The organism is Mesobacillus subterraneus (assembly GCF_020524355.2).
In the GTDB taxonomy this organism is placed as follows: domain Bacteria; phylum Bacillota; class Bacilli; order Bacillales; family Cytobacillaceae; genus Mesobacillus; species Mesobacillus subterraneus_C.
In genome coordinates, this window is record NZ_CP129019.1 from 1,519,611 (window position 1) to 1,538,129 (window position 18,519).

Annotated in this window: 17 protein-coding genes, 1 tRNA gene and 2 pseudogenes; 16 read left to right on the forward strand and 4 right to left on the reverse strand. The window is 40.9% G+C overall.

Annotated elements, in window-relative coordinates:
* Nucleotides 1-111 precede the first annotated feature (111 nt).
* The 4 genes and pseudogenes from LC048_RS07765 to dapF all read left to right on the forward strand — a co-directional run bounded on the left by LC048_RS07765 (nucleotide 112) and on the right by dapF (nucleotide 4,052).
* Nucleotides 112-1,500 carry a S8 family peptidase gene (locus tag LC048_RS07765; RefSeq protein WP_306049896.1) on the forward strand — a complete coding sequence of 463 codons (1,389 nt, stop codon included), beginning with the start codon at nucleotides 112-114 and terminating at the stop codon, nucleotides 1,498-1,500.
* 128 nt (nucleotides 1,501-1,628) lie between these two features.
* Nucleotides 1,629-2,420: a hypothetical protein gene (locus LC048_RS07770; RefSeq protein WP_306049898.1), complete on the forward strand. Its 792-nt coding sequence runs from the start codon at nucleotides 1,629-1,631 to the stop codon at nucleotides 2,418-2,420.
* 87 nt (nucleotides 2,421-2,507) lie between these two features.
* A pseudogene (locus LC048_RS07775) lies at nucleotides 2,508-2,803 on the forward strand (four-helix bundle copper-binding protein).
* A gap of 268 nt (nucleotides 2,804-3,071) precedes the next feature.
* Nucleotides 3,072-4,052 carry a diaminopimelate epimerase gene (gene dapF / locus LC048_RS07780; protein ID WP_226604729.1) on the forward strand — a complete coding sequence of 327 codons (981 nt, stop codon included), beginning with the start codon at nucleotides 3,072-3,074 and terminating at the stop codon, nucleotides 4,050-4,052.
* Between the two features lie 25 nt (nucleotides 4,053-4,077).
* On the opposite strand, the gene LC048_RS07785 is transcribed toward dapF, so the two are convergent.
* Nucleotides 4,078-5,913, reverse strand: a complete 1,836-nt coding sequence (locus tag LC048_RS07785; protein ID WP_226604726.1) for a DNA ligase D — start codon at nucleotides 5,911-5,913, stop codon at nucleotides 4,078-4,080.
* A gap of 136 nt (nucleotides 5,914-6,049) precedes the next feature.
* On the opposite strand from LC048_RS07785, the gene ku reads away from it, so the two are divergent.
* The 5 genes from ku (at nucleotide 6,050) to LC048_RS07810 (ending at nucleotide 9,949) form a co-directional block, all read left to right on the forward strand.
* On the forward strand, nucleotides 6,050-6,904 hold the full coding sequence (gene ku, locus LC048_RS07790) for a non-homologous end joining protein Ku (RefSeq protein WP_226604724.1): 855 nt from the start codon (nucleotides 6,050-6,052) through the stop codon (nucleotides 6,902-6,904).
* Nucleotides 6,905-7,023: 119 nt separating this feature from the next.
* Nucleotides 7,024-7,920: an NAD-dependent epimerase/dehydratase family protein gene (locus LC048_RS07795; protein WP_226604722.1), complete on the forward strand. Its 897-nt coding sequence runs from the start codon at nucleotides 7,024-7,026 to the stop codon at nucleotides 7,918-7,920.
* Between the two features lie 503 nt (nucleotides 7,921-8,423).
* A complete protein-coding gene (locus LC048_RS07800) occupies nucleotides 8,424-8,957 on the forward strand; it encodes a hypothetical protein (RefSeq protein WP_226604719.1) in 534 nt (177 codons plus the stop codon).
* Between the two features lie 46 nt (nucleotides 8,958-9,003).
* Nucleotides 9,004-9,534 (forward strand): metallophosphoesterase family protein, encoded by a 531-nt coding sequence (locus LC048_RS07805; protein ID WP_306049901.1) that lies wholly within the window; start codon nucleotides 9,004-9,006, stop codon nucleotides 9,532-9,534.
* Between the two features lie 19 nt (nucleotides 9,535-9,553).
* Nucleotides 9,554-9,949 (forward strand): cytosolic protein, encoded by a 396-nt coding sequence (locus LC048_RS07810; RefSeq protein ID WP_226604784.1) that lies wholly within the window; start codon nucleotides 9,554-9,556, stop codon nucleotides 9,947-9,949.
* Nucleotides 9,950-9,982: 33 nt separating this feature from the next.
* Here LC048_RS07810 and LC048_RS07815 read toward each other — a convergent pair whose 3' ends face one another.
* Nucleotides 9,983-10,294 carry a DUF6509 family protein gene (locus tag LC048_RS07815; protein WP_226604717.1) on the reverse strand — a complete coding sequence of 104 codons (312 nt, stop codon included), beginning with the start codon at nucleotides 10,292-10,294 and terminating at the stop codon, nucleotides 9,983-9,985.
* Between the two features lie 807 nt (nucleotides 10,295-11,101).
* A complete protein-coding gene (locus tag LC048_RS07820) occupies nucleotides 11,102-11,722 on the reverse strand; it encodes a LysE family transporter (protein WP_306049903.1) in 621 nt (206 codons plus the stop codon).
* Nucleotides 11,723-12,148: 426 nt separating this feature from the next.
* On the opposite strand from LC048_RS07820, the gene LC048_RS07825 reads away from it, so the two are divergent.
* On the forward strand, nucleotides 12,149-12,355 hold the full coding sequence (locus LC048_RS07825) for a cold-shock protein (RefSeq protein WP_041967496.1): 207 nt from the start codon (nucleotides 12,149-12,151) through the stop codon (nucleotides 12,353-12,355).
* A gap of 189 nt (nucleotides 12,356-12,544) precedes the next feature.
* On the opposite strand, the gene LC048_RS07830 is transcribed toward LC048_RS07825, so the two are convergent.
* A tRNA-Leu gene (locus LC048_RS07830) sits at nucleotides 12,545-12,628 on the reverse strand.
* Nucleotides 12,629-12,787: 159 nt separating this feature from the next.
* Between LC048_RS07830 and LC048_RS07835 the strand changes: the two genes are divergently transcribed.
* The 6 genes and pseudogenes from LC048_RS07835 to LC048_RS24985 all read left to right on the forward strand — a co-directional run bounded on the left by LC048_RS07835 (nucleotide 12,788) and on the right by LC048_RS24985 (nucleotide 18,287).
* Nucleotides 12,788-13,420 (forward strand): LysE family transporter, encoded by a 633-nt coding sequence (locus LC048_RS07835; protein ID WP_306049905.1) that lies wholly within the window; start codon nucleotides 12,788-12,790, stop codon nucleotides 13,418-13,420.
* Nucleotides 13,421-13,596: 176 nt separating this feature from the next.
* Nucleotides 13,597-14,349, forward strand: a complete 753-nt coding sequence (locus LC048_RS07840) for a DeoR/GlpR family DNA-binding transcription regulator (RefSeq protein ID WP_226604706.1) — start codon at nucleotides 13,597-13,599, stop codon at nucleotides 14,347-14,349.
* The gene (gene pfkB, locus LC048_RS07845) at nucleotides 14,346-15,248 is read left to right on the forward strand and encodes a 1-phosphofructokinase (RefSeq protein WP_306049907.1); all 903 of its coding nucleotides are present in this window, start codon (nucleotides 14,346-14,348) and stop codon (nucleotides 15,246-15,248) included. Before LC048_RS07840 ends, pfkB begins: the two co-directional genes overlap by 4 nt.
* Before the next feature lie 24 nt (nucleotides 15,249-15,272).
* Nucleotides 15,273-17,128 (forward strand): annotated as a pseudogene (locus LC048_RS07850) (PTS fructose transporter subunit IIABC).
* 110 nt (nucleotides 17,129-17,238) lie between these two features.
* Nucleotides 17,239-18,039 carry a DUF2935 domain-containing protein gene (locus LC048_RS07855; RefSeq protein ID WP_226604701.1) on the forward strand — a complete coding sequence of 267 codons (801 nt, stop codon included), beginning with the start codon at nucleotides 17,239-17,241 and terminating at the stop codon, nucleotides 18,037-18,039.
* A gap of 158 nt (nucleotides 18,040-18,197) precedes the next feature.
* A complete protein-coding gene (locus LC048_RS24985) occupies nucleotides 18,198-18,287 on the forward strand; it encodes a putative holin-like toxin (RefSeq protein WP_225649917.1) in 90 nt (29 codons plus the stop codon).
* Nucleotides 18,288-18,519 lie beyond the last annotated feature (232 nt).

An 18,519-nucleotide genomic window follows, 5' to 3' on the forward strand; every position in this document is an offset into this window, starting at 1 on the left:
ATAATATAGGTCTATTATTCTTATTAAGTAAGGATTTTCATGTCGTATTCATTATATTGTTAAAATATAAATTTAAAATATAATGAAAATTAAGAAAAAGGGAGGGGTAATATGTCGACAAGAAAGAGACTTTACGCAGGAACACTCGCTGTGCTTCTAGGAGCAGCTACCATTTTTAATGCAGGAGTAACAAAAGGGGAAGCAGAATCCACTACTAAAAATACTTACCTGGTCATTTTTAAAGACCAGCAGGGACTTCCAGCAGGTTTTGCGGAGGCTATCAATAAAGCCGGAGGCCAAGTGGAAGATAAATTGGACAAGCTCGGAGCTGTAGAGGTTACCTCTAACAATGCAAACTTCTTAAAGGAAGTGAAGAAATCAGCTCTTGTTTTAGAAGCAGGAGTGGAAAATACTGTTTATCCTGAACAGACGATTGAAGGACAGACAGTGGCTGTTGATGATCTAGCTGATGGAGCTGATATTTACAATCAATATATGTGGGACATTAAGCAAGTAACTAATAATGGCGAATCATGGAACTTGCCAGGAGGAACGGGACTGTCTGTAGATGGAGAGGATATTGTAGTCGGTGTTATTGATACAGGAATTGATTACAATCATCCTGATTTAAAAGAAAATTATGTTGGCGGTAAGTCATTCGTACCTGGTTATGACGATCCGATTGACCAGAACAGTCACGGTACACACGTTGCTGGTTCTATTGCGGCAAAAGGAAGAGCTCTTGGAGTAGGGCCAGATCTGAAAGTGACCTCTTACAGAGTATTTGGTCCATCGGGCGGTGCCGCAACTTCTCATATTGCAGACGCTCTCATGACTGCGGCAGACGATAATGTGGACGTTGTAAACATGTCCCTTGGCGGATATGACTGGTTCCAGGATCCTGCGTATGCAACGAAAGACATTGTTGCCGATGTTCAGTTGTTCAACCGTGCGATCCAGTACGCAATCAAGAAAGGTGTAACCGTGGTTGGATCTGCCGGAAACAATGCAGTGGACCTAAGGAGCCCTGGAAAATTGTCAGGTGATGACAAAGGTGCAACTCACAGAAGTCCTAGCAGCCAGACAATGATCAGGGTATCTGCTGGTGGGGCTCAAAAAAATCTTGCATTCTACTCCAACTATGGTGTAGGTAAAATTGACGTAATGGCTCCCGGAGGCGACCTTGGACCAAACTATGATTCCTCAACAGGAGCGGGAAGAGATAATAGCTACCTGGCTTTGAGCACAGTACCATTGTTCAATACGAATAAAGAGATTATTGGTCACGGATACGGCTATAAAGGTGGAACTTCAATGGCTGCTCCGAAAACAGCAGCACTTGCAGGTGTGGTAATCGCAAAGCATGGCAAGGATAACCTTACTCCCTCTCAAGTTAAAGCAATCATCCAAAACTCAGCGGAAGATCTTTTCAAACCTGGGTATGACGAGCAATCTGGCTATGGTCTGATCAATGCAGTAAATGCATTGAAATTGAAATAATCTATTATAAAACCGGACAGGAACTTTTCCAGTCCGGTTTTTATGTTAAAAAAAGGTAGAATGATTAGGCTCTTTGATTAATAGACTTAGAATGACGAAATAGATTTTTCTTCAAGGAGATAATAGATATGAGCATTCGGCAATATTACCTACAGACAGCCTATATCAGTTTAAATGGCTCTATTATATCAGCAGGGTTTCTTACGATTATTTTGACCGCAAGCCTGCTGTTTTCCTGGAATATACCTCTGTTCCTTGTGGCAGTGCCATTCTTGTTGTTCGTTTTCCTCCACTACAACCGTTTTATTTTATATAAAAACAAATCAGAAGAGAGTGCGGAGGCATTTCATCGATATGATGATAAGCAACTGCTAGAGCAAAACAATCTGCTGATCGGCTTCGCACCTGCCCCGGCAGTGAGATTATTGTTTTTTACACCTGACGGAATGCTGGCCGGTGAATTAAGAGAATTATCTTCTAAAAGCTATCGCTGGTTTATCCCATATTTCTTAGATAAAAAAATTATGAAAAAAATTGGAATCTTTGACTCCGAAGGAAATTTGGAAGGATGCTTGATACAAGAGCGAAACAGGTTCAAAATCCTAACTGGAAATAAAGATGTGATTGGTGTGTTTTATCCTAAGAAGGCGGCTAAAGAGACTATTGGATTTGCTTTCCTAAGTGGGGGGCGGAAAATGAAAGTGGATAGAATCACTGGGGCGAAGCTCGATTTAAAGTTTATTCAGGAAGGCGGCAGAACGGCTGCAAGGCTGCAAAGAGGTTGGTTGCCATTGGAATGGACAAGGTTTTTCAAAGAAGCCAATACCCCCGTATTAACATTCGACTATACGTTGGGACAGGCAGAAAGGCTGGCTGTACTTGCAGCAGTTGCCAGTGCTTATATGTATTATGATCATTAGTTTGAAAATTGTACCATTTTTGAAAGTTTCGTTTATCTTCGATTCGAAAAGGTTAACAAATAATAGACACAAGAAGGAGGTTGGAACATGGTAAGCCAACAATACCAAGATTGTATCCAGGCGTGCCTAGAATGTATCGAAACCTGCAATGTTTGTTTTGATTCCTGTTTACAAGAAGAGAATGTGAAAATGATGGCAGAGTGCATAAGGATGGATAGAGAATGCGCTGAAATCTGTGGCATGGCAATATCAGCGATGCAAACGAACAGCCACTTTGTCAAGCCTGCGGCAATGAATGCAAGAAACATGACCACGAGCATTGCCAAAAATGTGCAGAAGCGTGCTTTAAATGCGCAGAAGAATGTAGAAAAATGGCATCTTAATACGAGGAGAACCAGCAAAACTGAAAAGCTGGTTCTTTTTATATTTGTAAAGGGAAAAGTCGATGTGGATTAGCACAAAATCGCCTAGCAAGGAAAAAAGATAAAAGAAGATGCTGTACAATGCCACAAGCTTGTCTGAATAAGGAAAAAGGGTAAAAGCAGAAGTCATAAATATTATCATGAATTTTACCCTTCTTACCTACAATATTGAACAATTCCATTATTTATGGCATCTTTTTATATAAAGAAGTAATTTGGGGGCGTTACAATGTTGATTGATTTGATTAAGTGTCATGGTTCTCATAATGATTTTTTGCTGATAGATGAAACTGACCGCAATTATAAATTTGATGATTTCAAAAGAAGAGATTTAGCGCTGGCGCTGTGTGATAGGGAGACGTCAATGGGGGCAGACGGGATCCTGTTCATCCGTCCGAGCAGGGTAGCGGATGCTCAGTATCGGATTTTCAACTCTGATGGTACCGAGGCATCCATGTGTGGCAATGGGCTTCGCTGTGCAGGACGCTATGTCTGCGAGAAGCTTGGGGTTGAAGAAGCAGTGATTGAAACGATGAAAGCCAATCTCAAGGTGAAGAAGCATGATGAGATTTTCAGTGATATTCCAACATACCAAGTGGAAATATCACCGGTAACTTTTGAACTCAAAGATTTGCCGTTAAACCTTGAGCAGGATACGTTGATTCAGGAAAAGATTCCACAGTTATCAGAGGAATTGACATTTACGGCTCTGTCAGTTCCTAATCCTCATCTAACGACTATAGTAAGCAAAGAGCAATTGAAGTCCAATTTGCAAACGGAATTGAGTGAAAAGGTAAATGGTCCTAATGATCTTTTTCCTGACGGTGTCAATGTCAGTTTTATAAGGGTCCTTGAAAAGGGGAGTATCTTTGTAAGAACATTTGAACGCGGTGTCGGTTATACGAATGCGTGTGGAACAGCGATGTCCGCTTCGACACTTGTCACCTGCTTGCTGGGGGAGAATGAACTTGGCCAGCCGATCAATGTATACAATAATGGCGGCATGGTTCAATGCGCTGTTCATAAAGAAGATGAGACCTACTCCATTGACTTGATCGGCAATGCTACTTTTGTATACACAGCTCAAATAGATGTTGATTTTTCGATAGAGGGATTTCTCACGGAAATCCTGGAACAAGAGGATTTTGATGAAGAAATCAAATACAGTAAGCTGCAGGAGCATGCTGGAAAGTACTTAAGCCAATTCTAAAATGAAGAAAATCCTGAGGGCTTCCTCAGGATTTTTTTGACTTAAGAATATTAAGTACCGGTTCGAAGTTCTGCTCAGTTTTTGCCGCAAAATAATTCCTGAAAGGACATCCTAACTTTTGTACGCGCTGTATGATCGTTCCAAGTTGGAAGTTCTCAATATTTAAATCCACGTTCACTTCTTCCCAGAATAAGGGAGTCGCTACACCAGCATGCGATTTCCCGCGTGCGGAATATGGGCAGACAATCGTTTTGCCCTCAGCGTGCTGGATGTAATCAACATATAATCGGTTCCCCCTGTTTTTCTTCAGGCGTTCAATTGTAAAATAATCCGGCTCTTTAGAAACAAGATAATTCGCGATAAAGGAGGTGAACAGCCTTGTATCATCGTAGCTATAACGGTTGTCAGGAAGCGGGACATAAACCTGAAGTCCTTTATTCCCTGAAGTCTTAATAAAGCTGATCAGCTTTAATTCATCCAGGACCTCTTTGATATGAAGCGCAGCTTTGATCGCCAAATGAAAATCTTCTCGTGATGGCGGGTCAAGGTCAAATACGATCTCATCCGGTCCTTTGCTGTAGATTGTTTGAAAAGGAATATGAAATTCAATGGCGATTTGATTACCGAGCCATATCAATGATTTCATATTATTGCAGACAATATACTCAATGCCTTCAGATTTCGAAGTATCGACGAAATCCGGTGCATAATCAGGAACGTTTTTTTGGTAAAAGGCTTCGCCAAACATTCCGTGAGGATAGCGGATCACCGTTAACATCCGTTTCTCCAGGAATGGAAGCATATAGGGAGAAATCTCCCTTAGATAATGGATGTAATCAATCTTTTTAATTGGCGGTTCTTTCCAGATCGGCTTATCTGGATGGGTGATACCGATATCCGGAGGAAGATTTTTTTGTTGGAAAACGAATTTTTCATACGTGCAGCTATCTGGACTTATATCAAAACGGAACTGATGAAAATGAGGCTCGCGGAGTTGGGCCTCGTAAATTTCCAGATACTTCACATCAAGGCAGATGCCTGGTTCTAAATAAATGAACTGGGAGTCTTCATCACTTTTATTTTGCTTGATGATTTGATGGAGGGCATTTTTTTCTTCAGGGTTAAAGCCGAAGATCACCAGCCCGATTTGATGTATTTTTGAATCTTTGTAAACAGAAATATAAAAGTATCCATTTGATTTCTCATATGCCGTCACAAAACAGGAAACATATTTCCAATTTTTCGATTTAATCCACGCTTCTGTCCGTTTTCCTTCTTCCCATTTGCTATTATTTTGTTTGGCAATTATCCCTTCACCATCGTAGATGATCACTTTTTCCCATAAATCTTTCAAATCAGTTTCACTTGGGACAAGCTGGACCAAGTCATGGTTTTGCTGGTTTGGACTGAGTGGCAGTCCAAGCTCGGAAAACATGGATTGAAGCTTTAGCCTCCGATCTTGATACCTTTCAGATGCAATGTTTTTGCCTCTTATTTTCAAAAGGTCAAAAACCATCAGCCGGCATGGATTCCTTTCAGCTTCGAATTTGATTTTCTCCCTGGACCGCATTCTTCCCCTAATCTGAATCGCTCCGAAATTAGCTTTATAAGGGTTCTCAAGATAAACAAGTTCAGCGTCCAATGTCAAAGGCAAATAGGGCTGGAACTTTGCTTTAAGAGTGTCCAGGAACTCCGATAATTCCGGAAAAAGAGGTAATAGGGGTTTGCCATTGCGGCTTGTCAGTTCAATCTCTGTATCCCATTTCAACAAGGCTCGAAAGCCATCGAATTTTATCTCATATCGCCATTCTTCCCCTTGTGGAGTCTCAAATGAAAGTGTAGGGAGCATAGGTTTTAACATGTTCAGCATCCTTTCACACAAGTGCTATTTATATTGTTCCTTATCGGCTGCATACTAGTACGCTGGGAAATGTTTTAATGCATGATAAGACAGTTATTAAGCAAATTAGTATTAAAACGAGAAGGTGGAGAATCTAATGCATACTATTTGGAAGGGAAGCATCAGCTTTGGACTTGTCAATATCCCAATTAAGCTTCATGCTGCGACTGAGGATCGGGACATCAAGCTGAGAACTCTTCATAAAGAGTGCCACTCGCCAATAAAATATGAGAAAACTTGCCCCGTGTGTGATGTAGAAGTGAAAAATGAAGACATCGTCAAAGCTTACGAATACACTAAAGGTAAGTTTGTTGTCCTTGAGGATGAGGATCTTGAAGCTTTAAGGAAAGAAAATGAAGATAAAGCAGTGGAAATAATCGACTTCGTTAAGATCAATGAAATCGACCCAATTTATTTTCAGCGAAGCTATTTCATGTCTCCGAATGAGGGTGGAGGAAAAGCCTATTCTCTGCTAAGGAAGGCTCTGGAAGAATCGCAGAAGGTCGGGATTGCAAAAATAATCATTCGGGCAAAAGAGCAGCTAGCAGTAGTAAGAGTTTATAATAATACGCTCGTCATGGAGACCATTCATTTTCCTGATGAAGTAAGGAACACGGTAGATGTTCCGAATGTACCAGAAGAAGATAAAGTAACAGGAAAAGAACTGGAAACGGCCATCATGCTGATTGATCAGCTGACAACGGAGTTTGCACCAGATAAATACAAGGATGATTATCGGACTGCATTATTAGAGCTTATTGAAGCGAAACGGACAGGAAAAGAAATGGTCACTCCTGCTGAAAAAGAGCCAGTTTCCAATGTAACAGACCTTATGGCAGCACTGCAGGCTTCTATCGACCGTACCAAACCAGAAAAGAACAAAGAAAAAGCTCCATCAAAGAAGAAAAAGACTGGAGCAAAACCAAAGGCAAAAGAGAAAAAACAGGCTTAAACAATCAAGTGCAATAGTACAGCCGGCCATGACTATGTGGCCGGTTTTTGATTGTGAAATTTTTGAAGGAGATTCATGGACTTAAGAAGAATACTTTTACAGATAAGGGGGGATTTCTGATGAGAAAAGTACTTGTACTTGGGGGGACCCAGTATTTTGGAAAAAAACTGGTACGAAAGCTTATAGACAATGGAGATGAAGTGACAGTAGCCACGAGAGGAACAAAAAGTGATCCTTTTGGTGATGATGTAAAACGGCTGATCATTGATCGCGAAAAGAAAGAGTCCATGGCTGCAGCCTTCGATGGGCAGTCTTGGGACCTGGTGTATGATCAATCCTGTTTTTCGCCAATGGAGGCCAGGGATACGTCAGAGGCACTAGAGGGGAAGGCGGACCGCTATATTTTCACCTCTACGCAAGCGGTTTATGACTTTGGCACACTGCATGCTGAAGCTAATTTTATTGCAAATACATATCCCGTTGAATACAAAAACCGGAAGGAATACGTTGGATATGAAGGTTATAAAGAGGCGAAAAGAGCTTCTGAAGCGGTGTTCCATCAACTTGGTTATTTTGAAGTTGCTTCTGTCCGGTTTCCGATCGTTGTTTCAGAAGATGATTACACGGAACGCCTGAAGTTTCATGTAGATAAAATCCTTTCAGGACAACCAATAGGTATTCCGAATCCTGACTTGCGTTATAGCTTCATTCACGCTGAAGAAGCGGCTGATTTCTTGTTGGAAATCGGAAATTCAAAATTTGTGGGGGCAATTAATCCCGGCTCGGCAGGGGATATTAGTTTAGGAGAATTGGTTGATAAGATTACCTTGCTGACAAATCAAAAAGCGATTGTGGAAAATAGCATAGAAAGCGGCACCGTCTCCCCGTTTGCATTGCCTGGCTCCTGGTCAATCGACACATCACTAGCATCAGGGCTAGGCTTTAGATTTACCGAACTAAATCAATTGTTCGATCAATTAATACAATTTTATATTCAAAAGAGTGACTCGAATTAATACAATCCAGGTGCGAAGGTTCAATTTGCACCTGGGTTTTCTTTGTTCTGCCTTCATCGTCGTTATGCCCTCCCTGCATTCTAACTGTAGCCTTTTTTATTCCAGATAGCTTCAAAATGCTGGATTTTACCTTCTCTGTCAGTCAGAGTAATTGATCCGTAAAGCATGAGGGAATGAGCCCAAAATTTTCAGTGTGAATGAGTTCGGTGTTAAAACTGTATAAGGACAATCATGCCTATGGTAAAATAGGGAATCAGCAACCGGTTTAATGAAATAAAGTATGTTGGAGTTTATAGATTTTGTAGGTTAAGACTTCTGATCGCAACTTTTTGAATTACAGATTCCTATTCATTGCTTCTCATCGTTAATTTAATAGAACTTTATGGAAGAACCGGAAGTTGAACGGAAGTAATAAAAGGTTTTTTGTGATGGCTGTCAAATAATATTAAGACTAGATTTATTCGCGGTGTAAGAACGATAAGTTTTTAACGGGGGGCAGCCAGATGGAAAAGAAAAGAAAATGGAAACTTATGATTTTACCTGCAAGTCTGTTTTTACTGGCTTTTGGTTTATATGCTGGTTATACAATGTGGGAGCAAGGGAATCTTCAAGGTGTCAAAGGCAATAGCGACTCAAGCAACCTTAAAAACGGAGGTCAGACTGTTGCTGTATTCCAGGAAGAGTCTGAACATGAAAACTACTCAACAGTAGGAAGTTTCATTCATGAATTCCATATTAAATATAATGATACTCTTGGTTGGGGAAGAATAGATTCTGTTGAGTGGGAGGAACAGAGGGAGATAGCTTCAGAAATCATAGCTGTCCTGGCAACTGTCAAAACAGACAACACTGCCCTCCAGGCTGATTTTGATACCATCTCCAATTACTCTAGAACCATTGAAGAGGGAAATAAAGATAAGAAGATATTACTACAGCTTCACCGATATTTTCATGATCTTGATATTGAATTCAACAGTTATAATAAGACAAATGATTATTTCAATGTGACAAAATATAAAGATCCTGAGAATGGTTAATCCATTCCCGCCAGGGTAACATAACAGAGAATAGCAGGCGAAGGGAGTGGGTTCAGCTGTGAAAATCGTGGTCATTTCTGACACTCATATGCCGAAAAAAGCTCGGCACTTACCAGATAGGCTGCTCACTGATTTAGAAGATTGTGATTACATAATACATGCTGGGGATTGGCAGACTATGGAGCTATATAAAGAGCTTCAACAGTTTGGACCGGTTATTGGAGTTGCCGGAAATGTGGATGGTCCTGAACTTAACAGTCTGCTCAAAACAAAAGAAATATTAAGAGCTGGCGATTTTCTTATAGGGATTGTCCACGGACACGGCACCGGGAACACTACTGAAAAAAGGGCATTAGAATCATTCAAGGATGACATGGTCGATTGTATTGTATATGGTCATTCTCATATACCTGTCCTAAAGGAAATCAATGGTGTAATAGTTTTTAATCCGGGCTCCCCGACTGATAAAAGAAGACAGCAGGAATTCTCTTATGGTATTCTGACAGTCGGGGAAGATCTCAGGGCAGAGCATATTTTTTTAAAGAGAAAAATTGAAATCGACATAGGCAAATTATAGACAGGAGTGTTATTCAATGATAAAAACCTTTGAAGTGAAATTTCACGCAGAAGACCAGGTGGAAACAATGAAGGTCCAGAAATTGAGCAGTGAGGATTATGACCAGGCTACTGAAGGCGGAACACGCCATTTATTTGATTTAAATACGAATATAGGTTTTTTTGTCTTTTTTGATGCAGAAGATAAAGATGGCAAAGAATATTATTTGATGCTTCAATATGAGGACCAGAACGAGGAGCCAACGAATTGCTACGGCTTCGAACTGAAGGACTTCTATGAATTTTCCGCATTATATTTGAATGATCTGGAATTTACTGAAGAACTTAACGAAGAAGAGGGAGAACTCGGCCCTGTTCAACACCTTGCCCATCTCCTTTATCATATTATTGAGGAAGGTAAGACAATAGAGGTATAATGAAAAATTAAAAAGAGCAGATTTCTGCTCTTTTTACTTTGTTTCCTCATTTGTTTCATCTTCGGCGGGCAAGTTTTCAGCGCAATACTGTTTTACTTGTACCACTTCTTCATCCTCAAGCTCAAAATCGAGAACTTTTTCTGTTTCCTGTTCGATGAAGTAGCTTTGCAGGATCCGTCTATCTTCTCCGTTTACGAGAAAAAGCACTTTCAAAAGCAGGCCATTTTCAGTAAAAAGCTCGTCCTCTTCGTCTACCTCAATATTTAAAAAGTATTCATATCTGTTCCCTGTAAGAAGCCCGAATGGATCTTCAAGTAGTTCGACAGTATGTCCAGTAATATTCATGTATGCTCATCCTTTTAATTTTGTCACCTCTATTATATATCGAAAACAACAATAACAATCAAGAAATTCGCCGCCGGGAGAAAGAATGCAGGATAGAGAACAGCTTTTAGGACTCAATGAAAACGGTGTGTATGCAGAAATTGAAACTGGGAACCTATCTCCTTTTATGTCCCATCCAGTGTTATTGTGACAGCTTTTCAGGATATGAGGTCAAAGCTGTCAAGAAACCGGTGTTATTGTGACAGCTTTTCTGGATTTAAGGTTAAAGCTGTCAAGAAACCGGTGTTATTGTGACAGCTTTTCTGGATTTAAGGTTAAAGCTGTCAAGAATCCAGTGTTATTGTGACAGCTTTTCAGGATATAAGGCTAAAGCTGTCAAGAATCCAGTGTTATTGTGACAGCTTTTCTGGATTTAAGGTTAAAGCTGTCAAGAATCCAGTGTTATTGTGACAGCTTTTCAGGATATAAGGCTAAAGCTGTCAAGAATCCAGTGTTATTGTGACAGCTTTTCAGGATATGAGGTCAAAGCTGTCAAGAATCCGGTGTTATTGTGACAGCTTTTCAAGGTTTGAGGTCAAAGCTGTCAAGAAACCGGTGTTATTGTGACAGCTTTTCAGGATTTAAGACCAAAGCTGTCAAGAATCTGGTGTTATTGTGACAGCTTTTCAAGGTTTGAGGTCAAAGCTGTCAAGAAACCGGTGTTATTGTGACAGCTTTTCAAGATATGAGGTCAAAGCTGTCAAAAATACAGTGTTATTGTGAAAGCTTTTCAGGATATTTTATGCCCGAGCACCAAAGCACTCTTTTTCAAAGGAAAAGCTTCAATGCCTGATAACCAAAAAACAGGGCAAAGCCAATCAATGAAAGTCCGGATATAAGGGAAATGAAGGTCAATAACCTTGTTGTCAGAAGCTTTCGGAAGCTGCTGGAAATAGCGGCTATAATGATATCCCAGAGAACAAGACCTAGAATGATGCCAAAACTGTAAATGACAAGTTCTCCGGTTTCATAGGAGGATGCGGTCTTGGCAAGGACAGACCCGTAAATTCCTAGCCAGAATAAAATTGTCAGAGGGTTGGAAATGGACATTATAAACCCTGATAAAAAAGATTTGAAACCGGAATTTTCACTTCGGTTATCCATGACGATTTTCCCCGAGTTCATGATTGTTTCTATTCCTGTATACATTAAGACAAAGAATCCAAACAACCAGAGAAAAGATTGCATGAACGGAGTCTCAAGGAAATTAACAACTCCAAGATAAACAGTCAGCATGTAGATAATATCTGCTGTCAGAGCTCCTAAGCCAAGCAGCCAGGCCTGGAAAAAGCCACTTTTGATTCCTTTATCCATCTGAGCAGCATTTACTGGCCCAATCGGGGCGGCTAGTGATAATCCAAGAAAAATATATCCTAAGAAGACATTCACTTATTAAATACCTCCAATAATCAAAGCGTAATGTGCTTGTACTATTTCTATTCAGACATCTGAAGGTGTACAACCTAAATTTGAATAAATTAAATCTTTTTAATGCGTAGTCTTAATAATTTTTGGAGTTAAAGAATATACTAGTAACTGTTGCGCAGGCACTACCGGTATGTCGCTTTTGGTAAAAATAAGAAAAGTGTGGTAAAATGGAATAGATATCAACTTTCGGATCATTCATTTATTATAAAAAGTTTCATTTGCCAGCTTTTTATAATAAATGAATTTTTTTATCAATCGAACGATGATAAGGTCTTTTCGAATTTTGTTGCTTGCACTTTTTCATGTGATCCTGTCATTCAGCTTGATTATATGCCAGAGGCTACTGATTCGGATTGGACCATACTAAACCTATAGGAGCGTGAGGAAATGGCATTTGGAAGAAAACCGCCTGAAGAGATCGTAACCGCTGAAACGAAAGTATGGGTATGTACTTCTGATGATTGCAACTGCTGGGTTCGCGACAACTTTAAAAGCAGCAATGTCCCCGCTTGCCCAATTTGTCAAAGTGATATGGAGCAGACAACTAAGGTTCTTGAAGTGGTTAATAACCATAGCCAGAATCTAATCGGATAATCATAAGCAAAAAACAGCCTGGGTGAATATCCAGGCTGTTTTGCATTTTTAGGTTTGTTTCTCTCAGGTTTGGGACTCTGATAAATAAGGGATTTTAGGAGTAAGTATGTCTGTTTACTTTTAATGAAGAAAGAAAAAAGTGCCTTTCCAAACAAAAAAAGTGCCCATTATATAGGCACCTTTTCTGTATGCGGATGAGAGGACTTGAACCTCCACGGTGTTGCCACCACTAGAACCTGAATCTAGCGCGTCTGCCGATTCCGCCACACCCGCGTATTTATATAAGAATTATAGCATAGAAACTACCAGAAACAATTGGAATTTTACTCTAGTTGCTTATGTTAATACAAATGAAAAATTGGACAAGTAGTTTTAGGAGTGGATTCTCAAACATACAATGTACAAAGTGATTGTTTGTTGGGGGACGAGGTCTTGAGTGTCAGTTTGCTAGTCAGTTATATCTTCCTTGGATTAACATTGGCAGCTCCGATTGGACCTGTAAATTCAGCCAGGTTGGATAAGGGGATCAAAAATGGATTCTGGCATGCCTGGATTGTAGGGACGGGTTCAATGATTGCAGATGCTATTTTTATGCTGTTAATCTATTTAGGTATTGTGAATTTTTTGGACATGCCTATTATCCAAATTTTCCTCTGGTTATTTGGAGGGTTCGTCCTGATCTACTCTGGAATTGATTGTATTGTAAAGGCGTATAACATTGATCTAGCTTTCAGTCGAGGAAAAGAATCGATGCTAAAATGTTTCCTTACTGGTTTTATTATGTCGATTAGCAGTCCTTTATCAATTATTTTCTGGCTAGGAATTTATGGTTCTGTACTGGCAAAAACGGCCAGCAATTATGGACGGACGGACCTGCTTATTTATAGCAGCATGATTTTCATCGACCTGGCAATGTGGGATATTTTCATAGCAGCGATAACGACTGGCTTCAGGAGATTTTTGAATTATAGCAGTTTGAGGGCTATATCAATATTGTCAGGTCTCTCTTTACTTGGTTTTGGCGTTTATTTTGGATACCAGGGTATCAAAGCGCTAGCACTTTAGGGATACTATTTGAAAAACCTCCATCAAGGAGGTTTTTTTATTTTTCCGACAACTATCATAAACGTTCATACTTTCATTATATTTGACTAAAAGTGATTGTTTTTGAAAGAAAATGATTGATTTTTGGAATCGGTTACATTATGATGATGATATGAAGTAAAGAGGAGGAATGGCTCATGTTAACACCTGAGCGCCACCAGCTCATCTTACAATTGATAAAAGACAAACCAATAGTGAAAATACAGGATATAGTTGATATCACTGAAGCTTCGGAATCGACCATTCGCCGCGACCTGACAATTCTTGAAGAGGGGAAGTTTCTTAAAAGAGTGCATGGCGGAGCTGCCAGATTAAGGGGGAAACTCCAGGAGCCAAGCATGGTTGAAAAATCTACCAAAAACCTTCAGGAAAAAAAACAAATCGCCCAATATGCAGCAAGCCTTGTGGAAGATGGTGACAGTATTTATCTTGATGCCGGGTCGACTGTTTTTGAAATGATCAGTTCTCTTCAAGTTAAAGATATTGTCGTGGTCACCAATGGTCTCATGCATCTACCGCAGCTGCTTGAAAGAAATATTGAAACATACGTGATAGGCGGATTTGTCAAGCCAAAAACGAATGCGATCATCGGAAGGGGAGCTCTGGCAAGCCTTGAACAGTATCGCTTTGACAAATGCTTCCTCGGAGTTAATGGAATCGATCCTCATTCAGGGTATACGACACCAGACCAGGAAGAAGCAATGATTAAGCAAAAAGCGATGTCTTTATCCCGGGAATCGTTTGTGCTTGCTGATGACAGTAAGTTCTCGGAGATCACGTTCGCGAAAATAGCAGACTTACATGAAGCATCGATCATCACCAATACAATTGATGAAGAACATAAAGGGCAATATACGAGCAAAACTTCAATAAAGGTTGTGACATCATGATATATACACTAACTCTTAATCCATCAGTCGATTACATCGTGGAAGCAGATGAAATTCAACTAGGCAGTTTGAATAGGAGTTCAAATGAAACAAAGCTACCCGGCGGCAAAGGAATAAATGTCTCAAGGGTATTGCGCTCCCTTGGAGTAGAAAGCAAGGCTACAGGATTTATTGGAGGCTTCACCGGCAGGTATGTCGAGGAGTTTCTAAACCGGGAAGGCGTGCAAACAAGATTTGTAAAAGTTGGCGGAGATACAAGGATCAACATTAAGCTAAAAGCCGGAACAGAAACAGAAATAAATGCCCGTGGTCCTGAGATTTCAACACTAGCAATAGAGTCATTGAAGGAGCAGATCATGCAGCTCGGAAATGGCGACTTTCTGATTCTTGCTGGAAGCATTCCTTCAAGCATGCCTGAATCCATCTATGAAGAAATTGTTCAGCTCTGCAAGAAGACTGGGGCGGAAGTAATTGTTGACGCAGAGGGCGACCTGCTTAAAAGCATTCTTGACTACAAGCCATTCCTGATCAAGCCTAATCATCATGAATTAGGTCAGTTTTTCAATAGAAAGATCACCAATGCTGACGATGCCATTTTTTATGGAAAAAAACTAGTTGATGCTGGTGCTAAAAATGTCATTGTGTCTTTGGCTGAAAATGGTGCGGTCTATATCAATGAAAATGATGCCTATAAAGCCGCTGTTCCGCAAGGTATAGTTAGAAGCTCAGTTGGTGCCGGGAATTCAATGGTTGCTGGTTTCATGGACCAGTATCTAAAAACTGGTGATCGAAAAGAAGCATTCCGCTATAGTGTTGCATCTGGCAGCGCAACTGCGTTTTCAATCGGACTATGTACACCTGATAAAGTTGAACAACTTCTTCAAGAAGTCAAAATATAAAGAAACTAATAAGGGGGAGAAAACATGAGAATTACAGAACTGCTGACTAGAGAGACGATTCTGTTATCCATAAGGGCTGCATCAAAGCCAGAAGCAGTGAATGAGCTTGTAGGAGTTCTGGAGCGGGCGGGGAAAATTACAGACCTCAATGCTTTTGAAAAAGCCATTCTAAGACGTGAACAACAAAGCACTACAGGCGTAGGGGACGGAATTGCGATCCCACACGCAAAAACTTCAGTCGTGAAGGATGCGGCAATTGTATTTGGACGGTCAGAGACCGGAGTCGATTATGAATCATTGGACGGACAGCTGCACATCTTTTCTTCATGATTGCAGCACCTGAAGGGGCTAACAATACTCACCTGGAAGCACTTGCTCGACTTTCCTCCATTTTGATGAATGCAGATGCCCGTGAAAAACTTCTTGGAGCAAAAACAGCTAATGATGTCATTGGAATCATTGACAGCTACGATCAGGAAGAGACTGAAGAGAAAGTTGAAAGAACGAATATGAAATTCATCGTTGCAGTTACTGCATGTCCTACTGGTATTGCCCATACTTATATGGCAGCTGATTCATTAAAAGCAAAAGCGGCTGAAATGGGCGTTGATATCAAGGTGGAAACGAATGGCTCAGGCGGAGCAAAGAATGTCCTTACACCAGAAGACATTGAAAACGCTGAAGCAGTCATCATTGCAGCTGATACAAAGGTGGATATGGACAGATTCGCAGGCAAGCCATTAATTGATGTGCCTGTTGCGGAAGGAATACGAAAACCAAAAGACTTGATTGAAAAGGCTGTCAAAAAGGATGCGCCATTATACAGGGCATCAGGCAATTCTTCGGCAGAAAAGAAAGAAAGCCGCGGCGGAATCTATAAGCACCTTATGAATGGCGTATCGAATATGCTTCCATTTGTTGTCGGCGGCGGTATCCTGATCGCCCTTTCATTCATGTTTGGCTATAATGCTTTTAATCCTGAAGATCCTTCCTATCACCCGATTGCCAAAGCTTTAATGGACATTGGCGGCGGTGGTGCATTTGGGTTACTTGTGCCAGTTCTTGCAGGCTTTATCGCCCTTAGCATTGCTGACAGACCTGGTTTTGCTCCTGGTATGGTAGGCGGTGTGCTTGCTGCAGCAGGAGGCGGCGGATTCCTTGGCGGCCTGGTCGCTGGATTCTTGGCTGGTTATCTTGTCCTTGGCCTGAAGAAATTATTCGATGGGCTTCCAGCTTCACTGGAAGGAATTAAAACCATCTTATTGTACCCGTTGTTCGGTATTGCACTAACAGGATTCATAATGGTATTCCTGGTAAATAAACCAGTTGCAGCCTTGAATCATGGAATTACAGACTGGCTATCTGGATTAGGAACAGGCAATGCTGTATTACTCGGACTTGTCCTTGGTTTAATGATGGCATTTGACATGGGTGGACCGGTAAATAAAGCAGCATATGTCTTTGGAACAGGCTTGCTTGCAAACGGTGTGTATGAACCGATGACCGCTATCATGGCTGCGGGTATGGTTCCTCCGCTCGGAATCGCCCTTGCTACAACTTTCTTTAAAAATAAGTTCACAAAAGAAGACCAGGATGCTGGGAAAGCTAATTATATCATGGGTCTCTCATTCATTACCGAAGGTGCCATCCCGTTTGCTGCAGCAGATCCACTCCGTGTTATTCCATCTGCAATGGCTGGATCAGCGGTGACTGGCGCTTTATCAATGATGTTTAATATTGGACTGAGGGCTCCACACGGCGGATTGTTCGTAGTGCCACTAGTTGAAGGTGGCTGGCTGTTATATCTGGCTGCCATTCTCATTGGCTCTGTTGTCACAGCCATTTTGCTTGGAATATTAAAGAAACCAGTTGCGAGATGAAAATCGAGGCCTGCAGAGTTATATTCTGCAGGCCTTTTCGTATGCTTATGAATATTTCCATTACTTTGCAGATATGATTTTATGAAGTGATTTGTTAAGGGGGAATGGGAATGGCGAGGGACTTCAAAAGTGCTGCCATGTATGAGCACCGCTTTTGGCTCCAGGTTCTTGGTGACCACGGGAGATTCCTGCATGAGGCACTGGTGCCTGTAGAGCAGGAGGAAATAGAAACGGCAAAGTACTTTATTAATACTTTTGACAGGCTGCTGCAAAGGGTTGAAACAACAGATCTCATTCATTTGAGTATACGAGCGGATGAAGAAGCGAAGAAAATCAGGCAATTTAAGCTGGATTTGATTGAAAAAATGCTTACTGGCAATGTGAAAATTCATTTAGGCCCTACTTTTATCAATCATATGGTCAATGAGGTTGAGGAATATATCAGAGTTCTTGAGTACCTAAAAAGGGGAGAGGTACCCCCGGTATTCCACGAATTGCATCATCATACGGTCTGGCTGCTTGATGCAGCAGGCCATGCAGGTGCTATTCAGAGTAACCTTGATCAAGTTGAAAAGCAACTGAAAGCAAAGAGTGAGAAATACATGAAGCATTTCGAGGATTTCTATTTAAAAGCAGTCGAGATGACTGGTTATCTGCGAACAAATTTAACTTCCTTTCCAGCTTTGCAAAGAATGAATCAAGAGGTATCATTGGAGATTCAACTGTTCATGAAATTTCTGGATGAGTTGAAGGAGCTCGAGTTAACTGAACAGGCACTGGGAAGCTTTGCACCTTTGATGGCTGATCATATGTTCAGAGAAGAGTGCTATTATTTATCTAAAGTCGCAGAAGCTGCCTCGTTGAACCAGCCTGACTGTGATCCTGGCAAGCCGAGGCTTATGGCAGAATGAATCTGGCGGATACTGGATGAGTTGCGGTCATCTAGTATCTTAGCCCTAATTTCACATTCATAAAGAACATATGTTCTAGTTTTGGACAAGTTTATGTTATACTTGAGAAGCAATAGTCATATCTCACAGTGATCGGCTTACCCCGGAGAAAGGGGGTGATGCCTTTGACAGTATTCGAGACCTTTATGGCGATGTTTTCTTTTGCCAGTCTAATCCTCGCAATCCTGACCTTGAGCCAAAAAAAATAGACCTCTCTTAGCCCTAAAAGGGAGAGAGGTCCAGCAGCTTTTTCCGATCCTCTATGGGACCGGCTATTGCGGAGACTGTCGGTGGGCCAACACCGGCAGTCATTCTGTACAAATTTACAATATAAGAATACCATACAGGGCTGTCAAAGTCACGAGTATAAGCACTTTTATGCATGAGAGGTTTTGCCATTTGGCTATACTAAGGAAGTTATGGTAAAGCATGCAAAGGAAG